Origin of the sequence: Psychrobacter sp. UBA2769 (genome assembly GCF_002352555.1) — a bacterium.
In the GTDB taxonomy this organism is placed as follows: Bacteria; Pseudomonadota; Gammaproteobacteria; order Pseudomonadales; family Moraxellaceae; genus Psychrobacter; species Psychrobacter maritimus.
Genome location: NZ_DEIR01000020.1, coordinates 112398 through 129179, shown reverse-complemented (window position 1 = coordinate 129179; position 16782 = coordinate 112398). Strand labels below are relative to the sequence as shown.

Sequence of the window (16782 nt, the reverse complement as noted above, 5' to 3'; positions counted from 1 at the left end):
CTACAAAATAAGGTACTTTATAAAATGGCAAAACCCGTTCCAAGAATACTGGATGTTACTTGTACCAAATACATCACGCCACATATGTGCCGCGTCACGCTTGGCGGTGCTGGCTTGATTGACTTTCCAACAGATCAAGAAAGCGCTTATATCAAACTCATATTTCCTCAAGGCCATGGGACTCGACCACTAATGCGCACCTATACTATAAGTGGTCAACGTGAGGGTGAAATAGATATCGATTTTGCCTTGCACGACGCTGAAGGCCCTGCATCAATGTGGGCACGTAACGCCCAAGTGGGTGAGCAAATATTGGTAGGCGGACCAGGACCAAAGAAGCTGATTAATAATGAGGCAGATTGGTTTTTATTAATAGGTGACATGACTGCACTACCTGCGATTGCTGTCAATCTTGCACAATTACCTGACGATGCACGCGGCTATGCCATCCTTGAGATCAGCAGCGAGGCAGATCGACAAAATCTTAAAAAACCTAAGAACGTTGACATTTACTGGGTTATAAACCCTACTCCAAACTCCGCAAGCAGCCCTTTACTTGAGTATGTTAAAACCATTACTTGGCTTGAAGGGCAACCTGCTGTTTGGGCTGCTTGTGAATTCCATAGTATGCGTGTACTGCGTGACTATTTTAAATTCAACCGGTCCATAGCTAAAACGCATTTATATATATCTAGCTACTGGAAAGTAGAGCGTACAGAAGATCAGCATAAAATTGAGAAGCAGGAAGATGCGCAAAACCTAGAATAATATGCTATTCACCTTCAAAAATCCGAGTTGTATTAACAATGATTTGAGGGCTATTAGTTCTGATGTTTTCATTAACTCATTCGCAGGCCGGATTATAATATCCTAGACGTCGATTACTTTATTAACACGGGAATATAAATTTAGCCTCTAAATATTATTAGCAACTCAATTTTAATACTGGGGTAAAAGATTGCCAGAGGTATACATAATATAGTCTTCAAAACCTTCTTTGTATTTTGTGCTTTACTCAGGTGAGGTTGTCAAAATTGGGGTTTGTTTTGAGGTTGCTGTAGAATTGCTGATGGCTAGGTAGTAAACACCTTCATACTATGGCATTTGGAGTGTAGATCATGAATATACTTAACTCCCTAGTGAAGACTTAAATATCAAGCTGTAGGCTAATAGTATCAACGGCTTTGCTCATTGAAACAGTCACAGTGTAATTCGTGGTGTACATGCCTCGAGATTTTTAAATACGCTAAAGAGTTAATATATCACTTTCAATGTATAACGCTTTTGTCATAGAATGCATGAAATACAGTCCGCTTTTAGCTGGCTACAAACATTGCTCAATATTCACTCAAAGAAATAGCTAAGAATCACCATCGCTGTCTTTTAAGTTTATTATGAACAAGGACATTAGAATGCAAGTAAAAATAGGTCTGTTATTAGCTGCTGTGTTGGCGTCAGGATCAAGCTTTGCCGCCGATGCTTATAAGGTTTCTACTTCTGTATTTAAAGATGGTGAGTTAATTGCGTCACCCGTGATGCTGGTAAATGCTGAGGAGATGGCATCGATCGCCATTGGTACTGATTTTGAGTATAACCTGACAGTAAAGCCATCTAATGAGCATACTGCTAAAGTAATTACGACTGTTAAAGCTGGTGACAATCTTACTGAACATAAAACGACAGTTGCCTATGATAAGGAAGCGACTGTTGATAATGGCAACGACAAACTTACTTTATTGGTTCGTAAAATTGCCAGTTAAGATGTACAGCTTTAAAGAAGTCTAAATATACACAGAGCAGGACCTATAATCTGTCAAGCATCACTGCCTGACTCAAGTAAATCAGCCTCCGATATAGTCGGCGCGGTTCACAAAAAAACCTTGTAGCGTAAAGCATACAAGGCTTTTTTATGTCTATAAGCTGATGTTACAGCAACTTATTTTTTTTGGTGCCAATTAGTTTCGTAGTTGATCAAGCATACTCTGGTATTTATCTTTTTTATCGGAAATTTTACTACGTTCCTCTGCTGCATTAGGCACTGACTCTTTAGAGTCCTCTACCTTCTTATCAAAGGCTTTTAGCTCAGCCTCTACACCGTCTACAAGCCTATTGAGCATCATAGCAAGCGCTTTTTCAGAAACTTCATGCGTCATGTTAGAAGCTTCAGAGGTAAAATCATCTTTGAGCTTAGACGCCCATTGGTAAATATTAGCTATCGTCGCACCATACTTATCATTCTTTTCAGACTTATCATCTTCGCTAGATTCATCTTTTTCATTAGATTCATCTTTTTCGTTAGATTCATCTTCTTTAACAGATTTACCCTCTTTATCAGACTCAATCTGTTTTTCGGCATTGTAATCTTCAAAATCGCCATCTTCATACATTACTTTATCGCCTTTTAAAACCTCAACACCCGTCACTTCATTATTTGAAGGCGCTTCCGTTGTATTTTCAAGCGACTCTAGAGCATTCTTGATGTTATCGTTATCAGTAGGCTGGTTTGACATGATTTCTAATCCTTGTTATTGAAGTATGTTTACACTCAATCATAAGTCAGGACCATCTTATATTGCGTATCTCAATGTAGATTGTTTTGTTCTAAATTGGTTAGAAATGCTGCGGGAACTTCGGTTACTAATCCAGTCATTGGCTACTGGTTATTACACAAACGCGATTGCGGCAAGTGACAGAATTTAACCCTATTAATCAACCCAATGTTTTTGCTTAGCATAGGCAAGTTGTGCGGGCGTATCAATATCGTGGCTTACTTTAGGATTATCAACGGTACTGATTTGATTGGATGGCAGCGCTCTAATCAAATGCCGCAATCCTTTATCACCTATCAGAGCCGATTGCCAGTTTTTAAGACGCTCGTAATCAATGACAATAGGTAGACCAATAATATCGGCTTCATTGGCAATCTTAGAATGATGGTCATCTAAACGGCTATAACTACTAGCAACGACAGTGTGTTTACCTGCCAACAGCTTGCTCAAATGTTCGCTATCCAATAACACTTGATCAATGCCCATGATTAGTACCGAATTGACAGATAAACCATCAAACGTAGCTAAGGCTTGTATACCAATGGATAAACTCTCGCCTAGCCCTTTTTCGGGTGATGAATTCGTTACTATTTTAATCAATGATTGGAGGCTATTTAGCTGATCGGTTAAATCAGCAATCGAATCTAAAATCGCTGACTGGTTTTGAGGAACCACGATCACTATAAGGCTAGGCTGAGTCAGCATAGCAAGGCGGGTCATATAGCAAATTAGCGACTCATTATTCTTATTTAATAACTGCTTTGGTTGACCTAGGCGTCGACTCAGTCCGCTTGCTAAGAGAATAACGGCATGGCTATGGCTATGACTAAAATTACGACTATTTGTAATAAGCATCTATCTCCTCTCTTGTCTTAGCGATGTTTATGACTATGCCGGTGTTTGCACATCAGTTTTGCTATGCTGTTCTTGGCTGCTAGGGCTCATGGTTTGAGGGGATTGATTATGCATTACCGCACTCATTTGCGCCATGATACTCAGTGCCAATGCTTCTGGTCCATCTCCGCCCAATTTATAGCCGATAGGATAATGCAATTTATCAATACCATCCGCTAAAATATGCGGGTTAGCACTTGTCTCACTAATTTCTTTGATTAAACGTTCAGTACGATAGCGAGGCCCTAATTGCCCAAGATAATGATAGTGAGCAGAATGTTTTAGTAGCACGGCAAGTCGAGCGCGGTCTTGGGTCAGACTATGAGACATCACAGCAACGGCGGCGCCAGCACTGAGCTTAAGTAACGTGTCGGTATCATCCAAGGGTAAACATAGCACACTATCTGCTTGACTAAAGCGCAGACGCGTCGCATATTGCGGTCGACTGTCTATGACGGTGACATGCCAATCTTGCAGCTTTGCCATTGTCACCAGCGGTATAACATCATTGCCTGCCCCGCAAATCAGTAATCGTATTTGTGGGCAAATCCGCTGCAATAACCACTCCGTGTGACCGGTTTTTAACACTAATTCTGCCCCGCTTTCATACTGACGATTAGCTGTAGCTTGTAACTCTAAATCGTCTGACAGCTCGATGTATTCAGCATTGTATCCAGCATCTTTTTTATGAAACTGATGCTTTGATAATTTTTTAATCGCCTTTAACAACACATTATTTATAACAGTATCCGCGTCGCCTGCCACGTTGTGGTTCAAATATATATCCGTCAGATTGCCTGTTTTTAAATACGTATCTAAATAAATACGGCTACCAACTTGCAGGTCGAGCGCTCCGTTTTCGCTATTATCCGACCTCATAAGAGTGGCAATCGTTACCGGTTGCTGAGTATGACGAACCTGACGAATTAAATCGAGTAGCGGTATTGCTGTCGCTAAACGCTCAAACAGCACATGCACTCGTCCATTACAACCCAAGCCAAAATTAATCTCGCCCTCTAAAAAATCATCTTCAGACATATCCTCATCTTTAACACTAACGTCTTTTACAACAGTCGAATCAGAATCGCTATTTTTATGATACCCAATGTCATCGCCTGTCTGGTAGACCTGCACACTCGCGCCATGCCGGGTTAACCAAAAGGCACGTTTGATAATATGCGGCTCAAGGCAGCCACCACTAATCATCCCAACCGAACGTCCATCAGCGCATATCAGCATCATCGCACCCGATTGCCGATACGCCGAGCCTTCTGTACGCACCACGGTGGCTAATACGGCATCGATTTTTTTTTGTATCGCTTGTGTGGCAAGCTCTAGGATATCAGCGATTTGATTCATAATGCCTCTTATCAACTTAAAATATAGACTTAAAAAACCCGTTATTTAATCGGGTTTTTCAGCGAAGCAAAGTAAGACAGTATTTGATAAAAATCAATCTGGCAGTTGGTCAATAAGTTTATCTAAGGTAATTGGGAAATCGCGAATACGAATACCAACGGCGTTATAGATGGCATTGGCAATGGCTGCCGCAGCGCCTGAAATTGCTGTTTCGCCAATGCCTTTGATGTGCATCGGATTTGTATAACGGTCGTCTTCTTCTAGCAAAATAACTTCTAGTTGCGGTACATCAGCATTGACAGGAATGTGGTATTCAGAAAGGTCATGATTACACAAGCGCCCGTCATGCTTGTCATGGATAACTTCTTCCATCAACGCCGAACCTATCCCAAACACCATGCCGCCATAGCACTGTGAAGTGGCAGTTTTGTGATTAAGAATACGCCCAGCGGCGAACACACCTGTCATACGCTTGACTCGAATCTCACCCGTCACTCGGTGCACAGCGACTTCCGCAAAGTTAGCACCGAATGAAGATTGACGATGGGTTTTTTCATTTTTACCCGGTTTAATCTCGCCTTTAGCACTGAGCTTTTGGTCGTCATATTGCGCAACAATATTGGCTAATGAATAGCTTTTATGGCTACTAAAATCATAGCTACTTTGTTTAGCTTTCTGTGTTTCTGGCAAGAGCTCCAATACAGCTTCAGGGATAGATACGCTCGTCTTTTCTGTTAATTTATCTATAAGCTCGGTAGCAGAGTTTTTACCAGATTCGATAATAGTCTCTGTTACTGTGACTTTATGCTCACCTATTTTGCTAATCTGCCCATCATGCAATTGGATGGTGTCAGAATATAGGCCGACTTTATCTGCCAACATTTCGCGCAATTGCTGGCAAGCCAGATAAATACTGCTTCCTGAGCTTGCTGCCCCCATACTACCGCCAGAACCAACGGCTGGCGGCAGACTGGTATCGCCAAGCTTCATCTCAACATGGTCGACCGGTAGACCCAAAAGGTCAGCAGCAACTTGGGTAAATACGGTATAAGAGCCCGTACCAATATCGGTCATATCCGTCTCAATAATAGCTTTGATCCCAAGCTTTTTTGAGTCATCAACTTGTAGGGTTGCTCGTGCTTGAGAGAGTTTTAACTGATTACCACGAGCAGCGGCGGCCATACCAATACCCATCCACCAATCTCCTTCTAAGCGACTGGTAGGCACGGTATTGCGCTTCTCCCAACCAAACTGCTCAGCCCCTTTTTCCATACAGGCAATCAGTTGCCGAGTTGAAAAAGGTATCTCTTTACTGGGATCTTGTTGCGGCTCATTACGGCGGCGCAGCTCTATCGGATCGATATCTAACTGAATGGCCAACTCGTCCATCGCACATTCAACAGCAATTAATCCGACTGCCTCGCCAGGCGCGCGCATAGAACCTGATAGGACTTTATTGACATCAACCATCTGATAGTCGACCTGACGATTTTCGCCGCGGTATAAGTAATGCGTAGACAACGCTGTGGGCTCAAAGAAGCTCTCGCCGGGTAAATTACTAGTGAGGGTATTATGGATAAAGGTATTAATAATACCGTTTTTATCGCAGCCAATGCCGATACGTTGACGCGTATCTGAGCGTCTGGTGGTAGTTTCCATGACTTGCGGACGAGTCATCACAATCAATACCGGACGCTTGAGCTCTTTTGCGGAAATTGCTGCGGCAATTGATTCAGGGGCAATACCAAGTTTACTGCCGAAGCCGCCGCCAACATAACGCGCTATCAGCTGTACATTATCTGGATCCAACTCTAAGGCATCTGCTACTTGTTGTTTGCAAGATGACAACATCTGGTTGGAGGTATACATGATTAACTTGTCATCTTCCCAATAAGCCAAGGTAGCATGTGGCTCCATAGGAGAATTACTTTGGCTTGGCGTATGATAAACCTGATCAAACGAAACCTCAGACTCTTGAAGTCCTTGCTCCGGATGTCCCTGTTTGTGATTTTTATCAGAGCCTTCCGCTTCATTGACTGAATGGGCGTTTTCTAACGCTGCCTCAAAATCTATGACGGCCTCTTCTGTCTCGTCTTTATAAGTCACCTTGAGGGCTTTTGCGCCTTCAGTAGCCGCTTCAAAAGTTTCAGCAATCACGGCAGCTATTGGCTGACCATGATAAAAAATCTCGGCAGCGCCCTGAGTAGGAGCTTTTTTCTTTCCGCCTTGCTGAGCGTTACGCAAAAAATGCTTGGGGTCAGTGACCACTTTAATAATACCAGGAAGCACTTCCACTGCCCGGCTATCAATGTGCTTTACCTTGCCTTTAGCAATAGTTGCACCCACTAAGACGCCGTAAACCTGCCCTTCAATATAAAATTCTGCGCTATAAGGCGCTTGTCCACTGACTTTTAAGGAACCGTCTACACGGTTGATAGGCTTACCAATCAATTGACTGGCAGTTTCATCAAACAGAGAATCAACTGGATGATCCATAGTCAATTTTTTGGTGGGTTCTGATGGCAGTACTGAGTCCAATAATGACATGATTATACTCCCTTAGCCGTCAATGCGCGCTGAATGACTTGTTTTAACAATCGCCGCGTTAACGGTATTTTAAAATCGTTTTGACCATAGCCTTTGGCGTCTTTTAATAATAAATCTGCCGCTTGCGAAATAACGTCAAGGTTGCCGTCTGTACCCGTAAGCAAGGCTTCAACCGCTTCATTACGCCAAGGCATAGTTCCAATACCACCAAATGCTAAACGTACGGTATCTAATTTGCCTTGATTATTAACATTAATTACAGCAGCGCACGACACTAACGCAAAGGCATAAGAGGCACGATCTCGCACTTTGTCGTAAGTATGCATCCCTTTAATAGGCGCTGGGAGAACAATATGAGTAATTAGCTCCCCCGTCTCTAAAACGGTTTCAATGTGTGGCGTATCTTTTGGCAAGCAATAGAAGTCTTTAATCGGAATCTGCCGCGTGGTGCCATCTGCTTTAAGCGTCTCAATAATGGCATCAAGTAAGCGCATTGCTACCGCCATATCTGATGGGTGCTGTGCAATACAGTCGTCACTCGTCCCTAAGATGGCAAGCAGTCGATTCTCACCATTGATAGCTGGACAGCCAGAACCGGGATTGCGTTTATTGCAGGGACTATCTGGTTGGTAAAAGTAATAGCATCGGGTACGCTGTAATAGATTTCCGCCGGTAGTGGCTTTATTTCGCAGTTGTCCCGATGCCCCTGCCAACATGGCGCGAGATAATACCGGATAACCTGAAGTGACTGCGAGATGCGCGGCCAAGTCGCTGTTGGTGACTAAAGCACCAATACGCAAACCACCCTCAGCGGTGGTCTCTACTTGTTTCAATTTTAAGCGCGTGATATCAACCAGCTTACGGGGAGTTTCAATCTCAAACTTCATTAAATCGAGTATATTGGTGCCGCCAGCAATAAAAGACGCTTCACTTGGCGTAGCAAACATCACGGCTTGTTGCGGTTCAAGGGAACGGATATATTCAAAGCGTTTCATGAACGTTCTCCTTGAGCATTGGCAGCATCGGGAACATAGGCATGGGCAGTCAGCTTTACTATGGACTGATTACTAATCTGTGCCTCGCTTGGCGGCGGTGACCAAATACCACTGACCGTTAAATCGGCTGCCCTATTATTACGCGCATCGCTGCTTACTGGAGAGTCGGTTATTAAAGAGGCTTTTGACACTTGATTGTTAAGTGCATTTTCGAGTACCTGTGATATCGCTTTGATGATATTGGGATATGCCGAACAGCGACAGATATTGCCGCTCATACGCTCAGCAATCTCTTGAACAAGTAGACCATTAGGATGTTGTAAATCAGTCGTCACATGACTTGGCCACTGTTGTTTGATTTCTTCTATCAATGCCGTTGCTGAACAAATTTGCCCAGGCGTACAATAGCCACACTGAAAGGCATCATGGTCTTTAAAAGCTTGTTGCAACTCTGATAGCGATTCAGGTAGTCCAATACCTTCAATGGTTGTAATCTCATCGCCATCGTGCATGACCGCCAATGTCAAACAAGAATTGATTCGTCGCCCATTAATAAGCATGGTGCATGCGCCGCATTGCCCATGATCGCAGCCTTTTTTGGGTCCATTGATATGTAGATGGTGACGACAAACATCAAGTAGTGTCGTTCGCGGGTCAAGATTATCAAACTCATAATCCTGCTGATTAATCGTTAATGTTAAGTTAGACATGCTGGCTTCCTGCTGGCAAATAATAAAATCTTAGAGGGTAAATCGTCATTAGTCTACAAACGATATGTTAGAGCAATGTTATTAATGTACAACGGACGTAGTTTTAGAAAATCCTTATTTACTGTTAAATTTATCCCAGTCACCCATAGCTACGAATCTCTTGTTTTTATTTTGAGCAGATTTTATTAGATTTATTTCTCTTCAGAGGCTCGTTGTTCTTGAAGTTTTGCTAGTGTTTCAATAAACATCATAATTTGCGAAGTGCTCATAAGATAAGGATTAAATTCATTGCTTGCTGAGAACTTCTGCATATAGGTTTTTTGGTAGCGCATTTAGACCATAGGTTTGCACTGGCATCATGACGAATATCACACCAACCATAAGACCTGAATGCAAAAATATGGCCATAGGAATAGAGGTTTTGGTAGTTACATTCGATAGCAGCCACAGCATGACAATTATAATAATAAAGCCCGGTGTCAGTAGCCATTTTGGACTATACATATCATAAACACGCCCTGCGACTGGAGAAAAAATACCATTTAATGCGCCCCCTGACATCAGTATGAGACCGGCCGTAAGCGCCGTTAACCCAAGACCAATTTGTAGATATAAAGGTAAAAGAATCATACTTGATAAAATAATCATGAATGTGGCCGAGACCTCAATAAGGCTAAGGTAAACATGGGATATGTTAGAGTGCGCAAATCTAACATGGGCTTATCGAGTTTAAACTGTCTTGATGAAAATATGATAAGGGACATGATACCAATTATCAGGGTGCTAATGACAACTGGACTGCCCCAGCCTTTGCGTCTTCCGACACTAAAGCCATATACAATGCCACCAAAGCCAATCGTCGATAACAAGATTGAAAGCACATCTATTTTAGGTTTCGTCAAAGTCGTAACGTTCTGCACAAAAAGCAGTCCATATAACAGTGAGAAAAGCAAAAATGGAGCGCCATATTTAAAGCTGTTTCGCTAAATAATCCGACGAACCCTGCGATTAAAAAGGCGATTGGTTTGATACCGGTTTGACTTTGTTCCATTGCAAGGCTAGACATTAAAACTCTCTATGATTATTAAAAGAATCAATTTTTGTTACGCTAAGTGAGTATTTCTCAGTAAATTATTTTATAAATAATGAAGAGATTTGCTCTGCTATTGTTTCCAGTGGTTTGCCGCTTTTCATCGTTAACGCTAGCAGGATGCCGCCTTCCGTCAGTGCATGGAAAACGATGGCCAAACTGGGGGCTTGCTCCTTGAGATAGCAACAGGTAAATGGTTTACGCCAAATATTACTCCTGACAATGAGACTTGGCATAGGGCGTTGGAGTGAGCGCGACATCGTCATCTATTTGCGTACTGGCAAGCTCGATAAACGGGCTTATGCAGGTGGTCCTATGGCAGAAGCGGTTGCTCATAGTACGCGTTATCTTACAGATGCAAATTTGAGCGCAATGGCCAATTATCTAAAAGTCGTACCCGCTATTAAGACGGATGATTATTTGATACCCGTCAACGTTGCAAAGCTGCCAAATCCTATCAGCCCTTCTATTACTTATAACTTACTTGAGCAAAAAGACTATCTGGCCGAGGCAAAAGCCAATGCGACCCTTGCTACTAGTAGCGTAAGCACCAGCTCTATTAATAGTAGCGATTCGCCAAAATCTTTATATCTCACTCACTGCGCTAGCTGTCATGGCGTTGACGGTTATGCGCAGCCTGATGCCTGTTATGCATCCATCGTTGGCTTAAGTAGCATTCGCCGTGCTAAGCCTGACGCGCTTATTGGCGTGATTGCTTTTGGCGCAAAAGGCGCTTTTAACACGGCGCCCAAAATGCCCGGTTTTAAGAAAGACTTAAGCCATGCACAGATAGCCAGTATTGCCAATTACGTACGCGTCAATTTCGGCGGTTTACCTAGTAGCGAAGTCACTGCTGCAGAGGTTAAACGCATAATCAAAGAGAAAAGCTAAACCTATAGAGACCCAAACCTCCTGAATTTCTCATTGCGTTACTACTTATGATAAGCCCGATAAGGATGATTAAATGAAAGACTTGCTGTCCTCCCCGACACGGCGACAACTGCTCGCCATGATAGGTAAAACCGCTGGCGCAACCGCTATGTATCAAGCGATGATTGCATTAGGTTTCGCCTCCGAGTCGAGCTTTAAACAAGAGATAGAGCTGAAAGGCGCACCTGCTGGCGCTAGCATCGTTATCCTTGGTGCAGGATTGGGCGGGCTTACAGTAGCTTACGAGTTACGTAAAGCAGGTTATAAAGTGACGGTACTTGAATACCAAAATTGTGGTGGCGGACGCAGCTGGACGCTAAATAGCGGCGATAAATATACCGAGCTTGGCGGCGAAGAAGTCACTTGCGACTTTAAAAAAGGCAATTACTTCAACGGTGGACCTTGGCGATTGCCCGTGCATCACTATGCGGTGTTTCATTATTGCAAAAAGTTTAATGTCGCCCTGCAACCATTTATCCAAACCAATGACCGCGCTTATTTGCACCGTACCAATCATTTTAATGGCGCACCGCAGCGCTTGGGTGAAGTGCAAAGCGATATTCGCGGCTATGTGTCTGAGCTATTATCCAAAGCCGTCAATAAAGGCCGCTTAGATGATACCGTTACTCAAGAGGATAAAGAAAAGCTATTAGAAGGTCTTAAAGGTTGGGGTGTGCTGGATAATAATTATCGTTAACTCTAAAAGCAGTAATTCTGAAGGTAGCACTAAAAGCATTCGCGCCGATTGGTGCATTTGCACGATTCCGCTGTCAGTATTGACGCAAATTGATATCAATATCTCAGAGCCGATGAAGCAAGCGATGGCTACTGTCCCTTACGATAGCTCCTTTAAAGTCGGGCTTGAGTTTAAACGGCGCTTTTGGGAGGAGGACGAATGGATTTATGGCGGCATCACTTATACTGATCTGCCGATTACCCAAATCTCTTATCCTTCACAAGATTTATTTACCTCAGGGTCGGGCGTGTTACTTGGCGCTTATGGCTTTGGCGAAGCGTCTTATAAGTTTAACTCCTTAACGCCAAAAGAGCGCATTCATGCCGCGTTAGAGTATGGCAAACGCATTCATCCGCAATATACCAAAGAGTTTCGCTCGGGTACTTCAGTCGCTTGGCATCGTATCCCTTGGTCACTTGGCTGCTATGGGCTTTGGAGTGAGTCAAGCCGCGAGCAATATTACGATACGTTATGTGCCATCGACCACCGAATTGTATTAGCAGGCGAACACTGCTCGCACATTCCTGCTTGGCAAGAAGGCGCCATACTCTCGGGTCTAGATGCCGCCAAACGCTTACATCAAAAAGCCAAAAAACTAGGCTAGTTTAATAAACAACTTTTAAAATCATTGGTTAGCAGACAGTATTTAGTCAGTATAAAATTAAGGTAAGCAGGCATGATAAAAGTAAAATCAAAGCATTTAAACTTATATAAGTCGTCTCACTTGCCGGTTATATTAATAATAAGTGGCACGGCTTTTATATCAGGCTGTAGTCAACATACTAAAAGCAGCGCTCCTACCATTGCTAGCCTGCAAGCAACACAGATGGTCTTTGATGACAGTTTTGACAATCAGGCCAGCCGTAATAATGGCGCTTGGGGCTCGGTTTATATGTCCAAAGAAGAACTTACTCGCCCGCCCATGAATATTGTCGATGTCAGCTCGATAGCAAAGATGAATGATGATACAAATTTGCAAAAGTGGCTGACCAAATTTGAAGGCAGCGCACAAGGTAAAACGGGGTTTTTTAGTAATGATGGCAAAAAACTTTACGACGACTCTTGCGCAGGCTGTCATATATCTAAAGGCGAAGGCGCACAAGGAGCGGGTTACTATCCGCCACTCGCGAACAACAGCAAAATGCAGTCTAAATACTACATTATTAGCGTCGTCATCAATGGCTTGCGCGGTATGCCCTCATTTCATAGCATGATGAATGATGAGCAAATTGCAGCGGTCACTCAATATGTACACAGTGATTTAAATGGTTTTACAGATAAAGTGACTGCTGCCAATGTCGCGCAGCTGCGTCATGACTTACCGCCGGGTGCAGACCCTAGTGAATAGTTTTATTATAAAAAATGATTTTATTGTAAAAACAGCTTCATTAAAGGAATATAGCGATGAAAGGGAATATGGCGATGAATAAGAAAAGTGGCGTTTATCACTGTATTGTCTGTGGGCAAAATTATCCTATAAAAGCCCTTACCCCTATAGGCACCATACGACAGGCGATTACAGAAGACATTTTACATGATTTCCCTGAATGCTTACCTACAGATTATATTTGCCAAAATGATTTAATTAAGTATCGAATGCAGTATGTGCACTCATCGCTAACGTCTGAAAAAGGTGAGGTGACCGTTCTTGAATCTGAATTGATTAAAAGCATGCAACAGCATGAACTCATCACCAAAAATATTGATAAGACTCTAGAGCAAAAATGGACTTTCGGTGAACGATTGGCAGATAAAATTGCAACCTTTGGTGGTAGTTGGTCATTTCTCATCTGTTTTGCTATTTTTCTAGCCATTTGGATCATCGTCAATACTGTGGTGATGGTCGCCCGTCCTGCTGATCCCTACCCGTTTATTCTATTGAATTTAATATTATCCTGTATCGCTGCCATTCAAGCACCTGTGATTATGATGAGCCAAAACAGGCAAGAAACCAAAGACCGGTTACGTTCAGAAAATGACTATCAAATTAACTTAAAAGCTGAGCTTGAAATCCAACACTTGCATGAAAAATTGGATCATCTGTTAATGCATCAATGGGATAGGCTCGCTGAGATACAAGAAATACAACTCGACTTATTATCTGAAATGAGCAAAAAGCAATAGGACAACCTCAATAAAAGCTATAACTCACCAGAAAACTGATAACGATCGCCTGCATGCCACATCTTCACAAAGGTCAATACTTGACCAGCCGAATAAGTCTGACGACACAATACTAACGTCGGTGACTGCGGGGCAATCTGTAGTGCATCAGCAATCTCATCAGGCGCTGCTAAGGCTCGGATAGTATAGCTACCACGCTCAAGCGGACTTTTAGCAATCAGATAATCGCTGGTATTTACCACACTAAAATCTTGCTCAATAAATTCTGGTACTTTTGTCGCATCGACCCAGCGCTCTTCAAACTGTATCGGCTGGCCATCCGCAAAGTGGATGATTTTTACTTCATATAAAATCGCTGCTTCAGCGCTATTAGTATTGTTATCAGTTTCATTTGCACTAGAAGAAAAGGTTGCTTCATCAATATCAAACTTACCACGCATCTCATCGTCTAACATGCTCGCGGTAATAGCGCGTTTGCTCAACACTTGTGCCTGATAATCGCGATTGGCCGACTTTAAATCTTGAGCGATATTGCGCACTTCTACAAAGGTATGATTAAACTGCTGCTGTGCGACAAATGTCCCCGACCCTTGCCGACGCTCTAATACTCGCTCCTCGCTTAGTTCTTTTAGGGCGCGGTTTACTGTCATGCGCGAGACGCCAAACTCTTCCGCCAACGCCATTTCGGTGGAGATAGCTGCGCCCGCCTGCCATTTTCCAGAATGAATATTATCTAAGATTGCGTTTTTAATCCGCTGATAGGCTGGAACTTTTTTTGTCATATCACGCTTCCCCTTTGTCATGCTTATCTTTAACCACCGACTGCAATTACGCAAGTGCTGACATAATATCATGACAATTATTATCATCATCACCATTAGCACTGCCTATCGAATAAAGCAGACTTATAAATAATTTAGCTACTGATAAAAAAACGCTTGCATGAAAAAATTATCTTTGATAATTTGTATATACAAATTAATAATACCACCAAATAATGCTGCCAACAAACGGCAACTAGCAAACTGTATAAACAATCACAAGGATTTGAGCATGACTACCGATAATGGATTGAGCAAAAACGCCACAAGCAACAATAATAAATTCACCCGCCGTGATGAGAGTCGCAATATCGCTGCGCCTACTGGCAGCACATTAAACTGCAAAAGTTGGCTGACCGAAGCGCCTTATCGCATGCTGCAAAACAACCTACACCCTGATGTGGCTGAAAACCCGAAAAGCTTGGTTGTGTATGGCGGTATCGGACGTGCAGCTCGTAACTGGGAAAGCTATGATCAAATCCTCGCGTCACTCAAAGAATTAGAAGACGATGAGACACTATTAGTGCAATCTGGGAAGCCTGTTGGCGTCTTTCAAACTCATGAAAATGCGCCGCGCGTATTAATTGCCAACTCCAATCTTGTCCCGCGCTGGGCAACGTGGAAGCATTTTAATGAGCTTGATCGCAAAGACTTATTTATGTACGGTCAGATGACCGCAGGTAGCTGGATTTATATTGGCACCCAAGGCATCGTCCAAGGCACTTATGAGACCTTTGTTGAAGCTGGTCGTCAGCATTATGACGGTAGCTGGGCAGGACGTTGGATTTTGACCGCTGGTCTTGGCGGTATGGGCGGCGCGCAACCACTAGCCGCAACCTTTGCTGGTGCGACTTCTCTAAACATCGAGTGCCAGCAGTCTAGTATTGATTTCCGTTTGCGTACGGGTTACGTCGATAAACAAGCCGACAATCTTGACCATGCTTATGAGCTGATTAAACAACATACGGACGCGGGTGAAGCCGTCTCAATCGCGCTACTTGGTAATGCGGCAGACATCTTGCCTGAGATGGTCAAGCGTGCCAACGCAGGCGAGATAAAACCTGACTTAGTCACTGACCAAACCTCCGCTCATGACTTAATCAATGGCTATCTACCAAGTGGCTGGACAGTTGAAGAATGGAAAGCGGCACAAGAAAATCCAGACCAACATGCCGCATTAACCAAAGCTGCCGCCGCGTCTTGTGCCGTACACGTACAGGCGATGCTGGACTTGCAAGCAATGGACATTCCAACGACTGATTATGGTAATAACATTCGCCAAGTTGCGTTTGATCAAGGAGTTAAAGATGCTTTTAATTTCCCAGGTTTTGTCCCTGCTTATATTCGTCCGCTGTTTTGCCAAGGTAAAGGGCCATTCCGCTGGGTCGCATTATCAGGTGATCCAGAAGATATTTATAAAACTGATCAAAAAATCAAAGAGCTGTTCCCTGAAAATCAGCATATTCATCGCTGGTTGGACATGGCGAGGGAACGCATTCAGTTTCAAGGCTTGCCAGCGCGTATCTGCTGGTTAGGTCTTGGTGAACGTGATAAAGCAGGCTTAGCCTTTAACGAGATGGTCAAAAGCGGTGAATTAAAAGGTCCTATCGTTATCGGTCGTGACCATTTGGATACTGGCTCTGTTGCCAGTCCAAACCGCGAAACAGAAAGCATGAAAGATGGCTCAGATGCGGTGTCTGACTGGGCATTATTAAATGGCATGCTCAATGTCGCAGGCGGGGCCACTTGGGTGTCACTACATCATGGCGGCGGTGTTGGTATGGGTTACTCGCAGCACTCTGGCATGGTCATCGTCGCTGACGGCACAGATGCCGCAGCCAAACGCTTGGCACGAGTATTAGTCAATGATTGTGGTTCTGGCGTTATGCGTCATGCAGATGCAGGCTACGAGCTAGCGATTAAAACTGCCAAAGATTATGGCTTAAAGCTACCGATGATTAAATAACTTGCCCTTGTCCTTACACGATATCAATCGACATAAGGACATCATCAATACTTTATCAAGG

General features: G+C 43.3%; 15 protein-coding genes and 1 pseudogene. 7 read left to right on the top strand and 9 right to left on the bottom strand.

Annotation, left to right across the window (positions count from 1 at the left end; translation table 11 throughout):
• Positions 1 to 24 precede the first annotated feature (24 nt).
• Positions 25 to 768: a siderophore-interacting protein gene (locus B3Q63_RS09680; protein WP_296176102.1), complete on the top strand. Its 744-nt coding sequence runs from the start codon at positions 25 to 27 to the stop codon at positions 766 to 768.
• 644 nt (positions 769 to 1412) lie between these two features.
• Positions 1413 to 1760, top strand: a complete 348-nt coding sequence (locus tag B3Q63_RS09675) for a hypothetical protein (protein WP_296176100.1) — start codon at positions 1413 to 1415, stop codon at positions 1758 to 1760.
• A 195-nt stretch (positions 1761 to 1955) separates the two neighbouring features.
• Here the strand turns inward: B3Q63_RS09675 and B3Q63_RS09670 are convergent, their stop codons facing one another.
• The 8 genes from B3Q63_RS09670 to B3Q63_RS13105 all read right to left on the bottom strand — a co-directional run bounded on the left by B3Q63_RS09670 (position 1956) and on the right by B3Q63_RS13105 (position 10380).
• Positions 1956 to 2510 (bottom strand): hypothetical protein, encoded by a 555-nt coding sequence (locus tag B3Q63_RS09670; protein ID WP_296176098.1) that lies wholly within the window; start codon positions 2508 to 2510, stop codon positions 1956 to 1958.
• 195 nt (positions 2511 to 2705) lie between these two features.
• Positions 2706 to 3404, bottom strand: coding sequence for a nucleotidyltransferase family protein (locus tag B3Q63_RS09665; RefSeq protein ID WP_296176096.1), 699 nt, complete (start codon positions 3402 to 3404; stop codon positions 2706 to 2708).
• 33 nt (positions 3405 to 3437) lie between these two features.
• Complete coding sequence (locus B3Q63_RS09660) at positions 3438 to 4802, bottom strand: XdhC family protein (protein ID WP_296176093.1); 1365 nt, start codon at positions 4800 to 4802, stop codon at positions 3438 to 3440.
• Positions 4803 to 4895: 93 nt separating this feature from the next.
• Positions 4896 to 7349 carry a xanthine dehydrogenase family protein molybdopterin-binding subunit gene (locus tag B3Q63_RS09655; RefSeq protein WP_296176091.1) on the bottom strand — a complete coding sequence of 818 codons (2454 nt, stop codon included), beginning with the start codon at positions 7347 to 7349 and terminating at the stop codon, positions 4896 to 4898.
• A 2-nt stretch (positions 7350 to 7351) separates the two neighbouring features.
• A complete protein-coding gene (locus B3Q63_RS09650; RefSeq protein ID WP_296176089.1) occupies positions 7352 to 8344 on the bottom strand; it encodes an FAD binding domain-containing protein in 993 nt (330 codons plus the stop codon).
• Positions 8341 to 9054 carry a 2Fe-2S iron-sulfur cluster-binding protein gene (locus B3Q63_RS09645; RefSeq protein ID WP_296176088.1) on the bottom strand — a complete coding sequence of 238 codons (714 nt, stop codon included), beginning with the start codon at positions 9052 to 9054 and terminating at the stop codon, positions 8341 to 8343. The genes B3Q63_RS09650 and B3Q63_RS09645 overlap by 4 nt, the downstream gene beginning before the upstream one ends.
• Positions 9055 to 9339: 285 nt before the next feature.
• Positions 9340 to 9702 carry an MFS transporter gene (locus tag B3Q63_RS09640; RefSeq protein ID WP_296176086.1) on the bottom strand — a complete coding sequence of 121 codons (363 nt, stop codon included), beginning with the start codon at positions 9700 to 9702 and terminating at the stop codon, positions 9340 to 9342.
• Between the two features lie 483 nt (positions 9703 to 10185).
• Complete coding sequence (locus B3Q63_RS13105; protein ID WP_414706343.1) at positions 10186 to 10380, bottom strand: hypothetical protein; 195 nt, start codon at positions 10378 to 10380, stop codon at positions 10186 to 10188.
• Here B3Q63_RS13105 and B3Q63_RS09635 point away from each other — a divergent pair.
• The 4 genes and pseudogenes from B3Q63_RS09635 to B3Q63_RS09620 all read left to right on the top strand — a co-directional run bounded on the left by B3Q63_RS09635 (position 10367) and on the right by B3Q63_RS09620 (position 13934).
• A complete protein-coding gene (locus B3Q63_RS09635) occupies positions 10367 to 11035 on the top strand; it encodes a c-type cytochrome (protein ID WP_296176083.1) in 669 nt (222 codons plus the stop codon). The genes B3Q63_RS13105 and B3Q63_RS09635 overlap by 14 nt on opposite strands.
• Positions 11036 to 11108: 73 nt before the next feature.
• A pseudogene (locus tag B3Q63_RS09630) lies at positions 11109 to 12414 on the top strand (flavin monoamine oxidase family protein).
• A gap of 72 nt (positions 12415 to 12486) precedes the next feature.
• Positions 12487 to 13158 carry a c-type cytochrome gene (locus B3Q63_RS09625; protein ID WP_296176081.1) on the top strand — a complete coding sequence of 224 codons (672 nt, stop codon included), beginning with the start codon at positions 12487 to 12489 and terminating at the stop codon, positions 13156 to 13158.
• A 74-nt stretch (positions 13159 to 13232) separates the two neighbouring features.
• Positions 13233 to 13934, top strand: coding sequence for a DUF1003 domain-containing protein (locus tag B3Q63_RS09620; RefSeq protein ID WP_296176279.1), 702 nt, complete (start codon positions 13233 to 13235; stop codon positions 13932 to 13934).
• A gap of 17 nt (positions 13935 to 13951) precedes the next feature.
• Here the strand turns inward: B3Q63_RS09620 and B3Q63_RS09615 are convergent, their stop codons facing one another.
• Positions 13952 to 14716, bottom strand: a complete 765-nt coding sequence (locus B3Q63_RS09615; RefSeq protein ID WP_296176079.1) for a UTRA domain-containing protein — start codon at positions 14714 to 14716, stop codon at positions 13952 to 13954.
• 271 nt (positions 14717 to 14987) lie between these two features.
• Here B3Q63_RS09615 and hutU point away from each other — a divergent pair, with 271 nt between their 5' ends.
• Entirely contained in the window at positions 14988 to 16721 is a 1734-nt protein-coding gene (gene hutU / locus B3Q63_RS09610) for a urocanate hydratase (protein WP_296176077.1), read from the top strand.
• The last annotated feature ends 61 nt before the right edge of the window (positions 16722 to 16782 follow it).

Excerpts from the sequence above, each read along its gene's own strand:
- B3Q63_RS09680 (WP_296176102.1), top strand. The coding sequence starts at position 25 with ATGGCAAAACCCGTTCCAAGAATACTGGATGTTACTTGTACCAAATAC.
- B3Q63_RS09675 (WP_296176100.1), top strand. The coding sequence starts at position 1,413 with ATGCAAGTAAAAATAGGTCTGTTATTAGCTGCTGTGTTGGCGTCAGGA.
- B3Q63_RS09670 (WP_296176098.1), bottom strand. The coding sequence starts at position 2,510 with ATGTCAAACCAGCCTACTGATAACGATAACATCAAGAATGCTCTAGAG.
- B3Q63_RS09665 (WP_296176096.1), bottom strand. The coding sequence starts at position 3,404 with ATGCTTATTACAAATAGTCGTAATTTTAGTCATAGCCATAGCCATGCC.
- B3Q63_RS09660 (WP_296176093.1), bottom strand. The coding sequence starts at position 4,802 with ATGAATCAAATCGCTGATATCCTAGAGCTTGCCACACAAGCGATACAA.
- B3Q63_RS09655 (WP_296176091.1), bottom strand. The coding sequence starts at position 7,349 with ATGTCATTATTGGACTCAGTACTGCCATCAGAACCCACCAAAAAATTG.
- B3Q63_RS09650 (WP_296176089.1), bottom strand. The coding sequence starts at position 8,344 with ATGAAACGCTTTGAATATATCCGTTCCCTTGAACCGCAACAAGCCGTG.
- B3Q63_RS09645 (WP_296176088.1), bottom strand. The coding sequence starts at position 9,054 with ATGTCTAACTTAACATTAACGATTAATCAGCAGGATTATGAGTTTGAT.
- B3Q63_RS09640 (WP_296176086.1), bottom strand. The coding sequence starts at position 9,702 with ATGATTATTTTATCAAGTATGATTCTTTTACCTTTATATCTACAAATT.
- B3Q63_RS09635 (WP_296176083.1), top strand. The coding sequence starts at position 10,367 with ATGAGACTTGGCATAGGGCGTTGGAGTGAGCGCGACATCGTCATCTAT.
- B3Q63_RS13105 (WP_414706343.1), bottom strand. The coding sequence starts at position 10,380 with ATGCCAAGTCTCATTGTCAGGAGTAATATTTGGCGTAAACCATTTACC.
- B3Q63_RS09625 (WP_296176081.1), top strand. The coding sequence starts at position 12,487 with ATGATAAAAGTAAAATCAAAGCATTTAAACTTATATAAGTCGTCTCAC.
- B3Q63_RS09620 (WP_296176279.1), top strand. The coding sequence starts at position 13,233 with ATGAATAAGAAAAGTGGCGTTTATCACTGTATTGTCTGTGGGCAAAAT.
- B3Q63_RS09615 (WP_296176079.1), bottom strand. The coding sequence starts at position 14,716 with ATGACAAAAAAAGTTCCAGCCTATCAGCGGATTAAAAACGCAATCTTA.
- hutU (WP_296176077.1), top strand. The coding sequence starts at position 14,988 with ATGACTACCGATAATGGATTGAGCAAAAACGCCACAAGCAACAATAAT.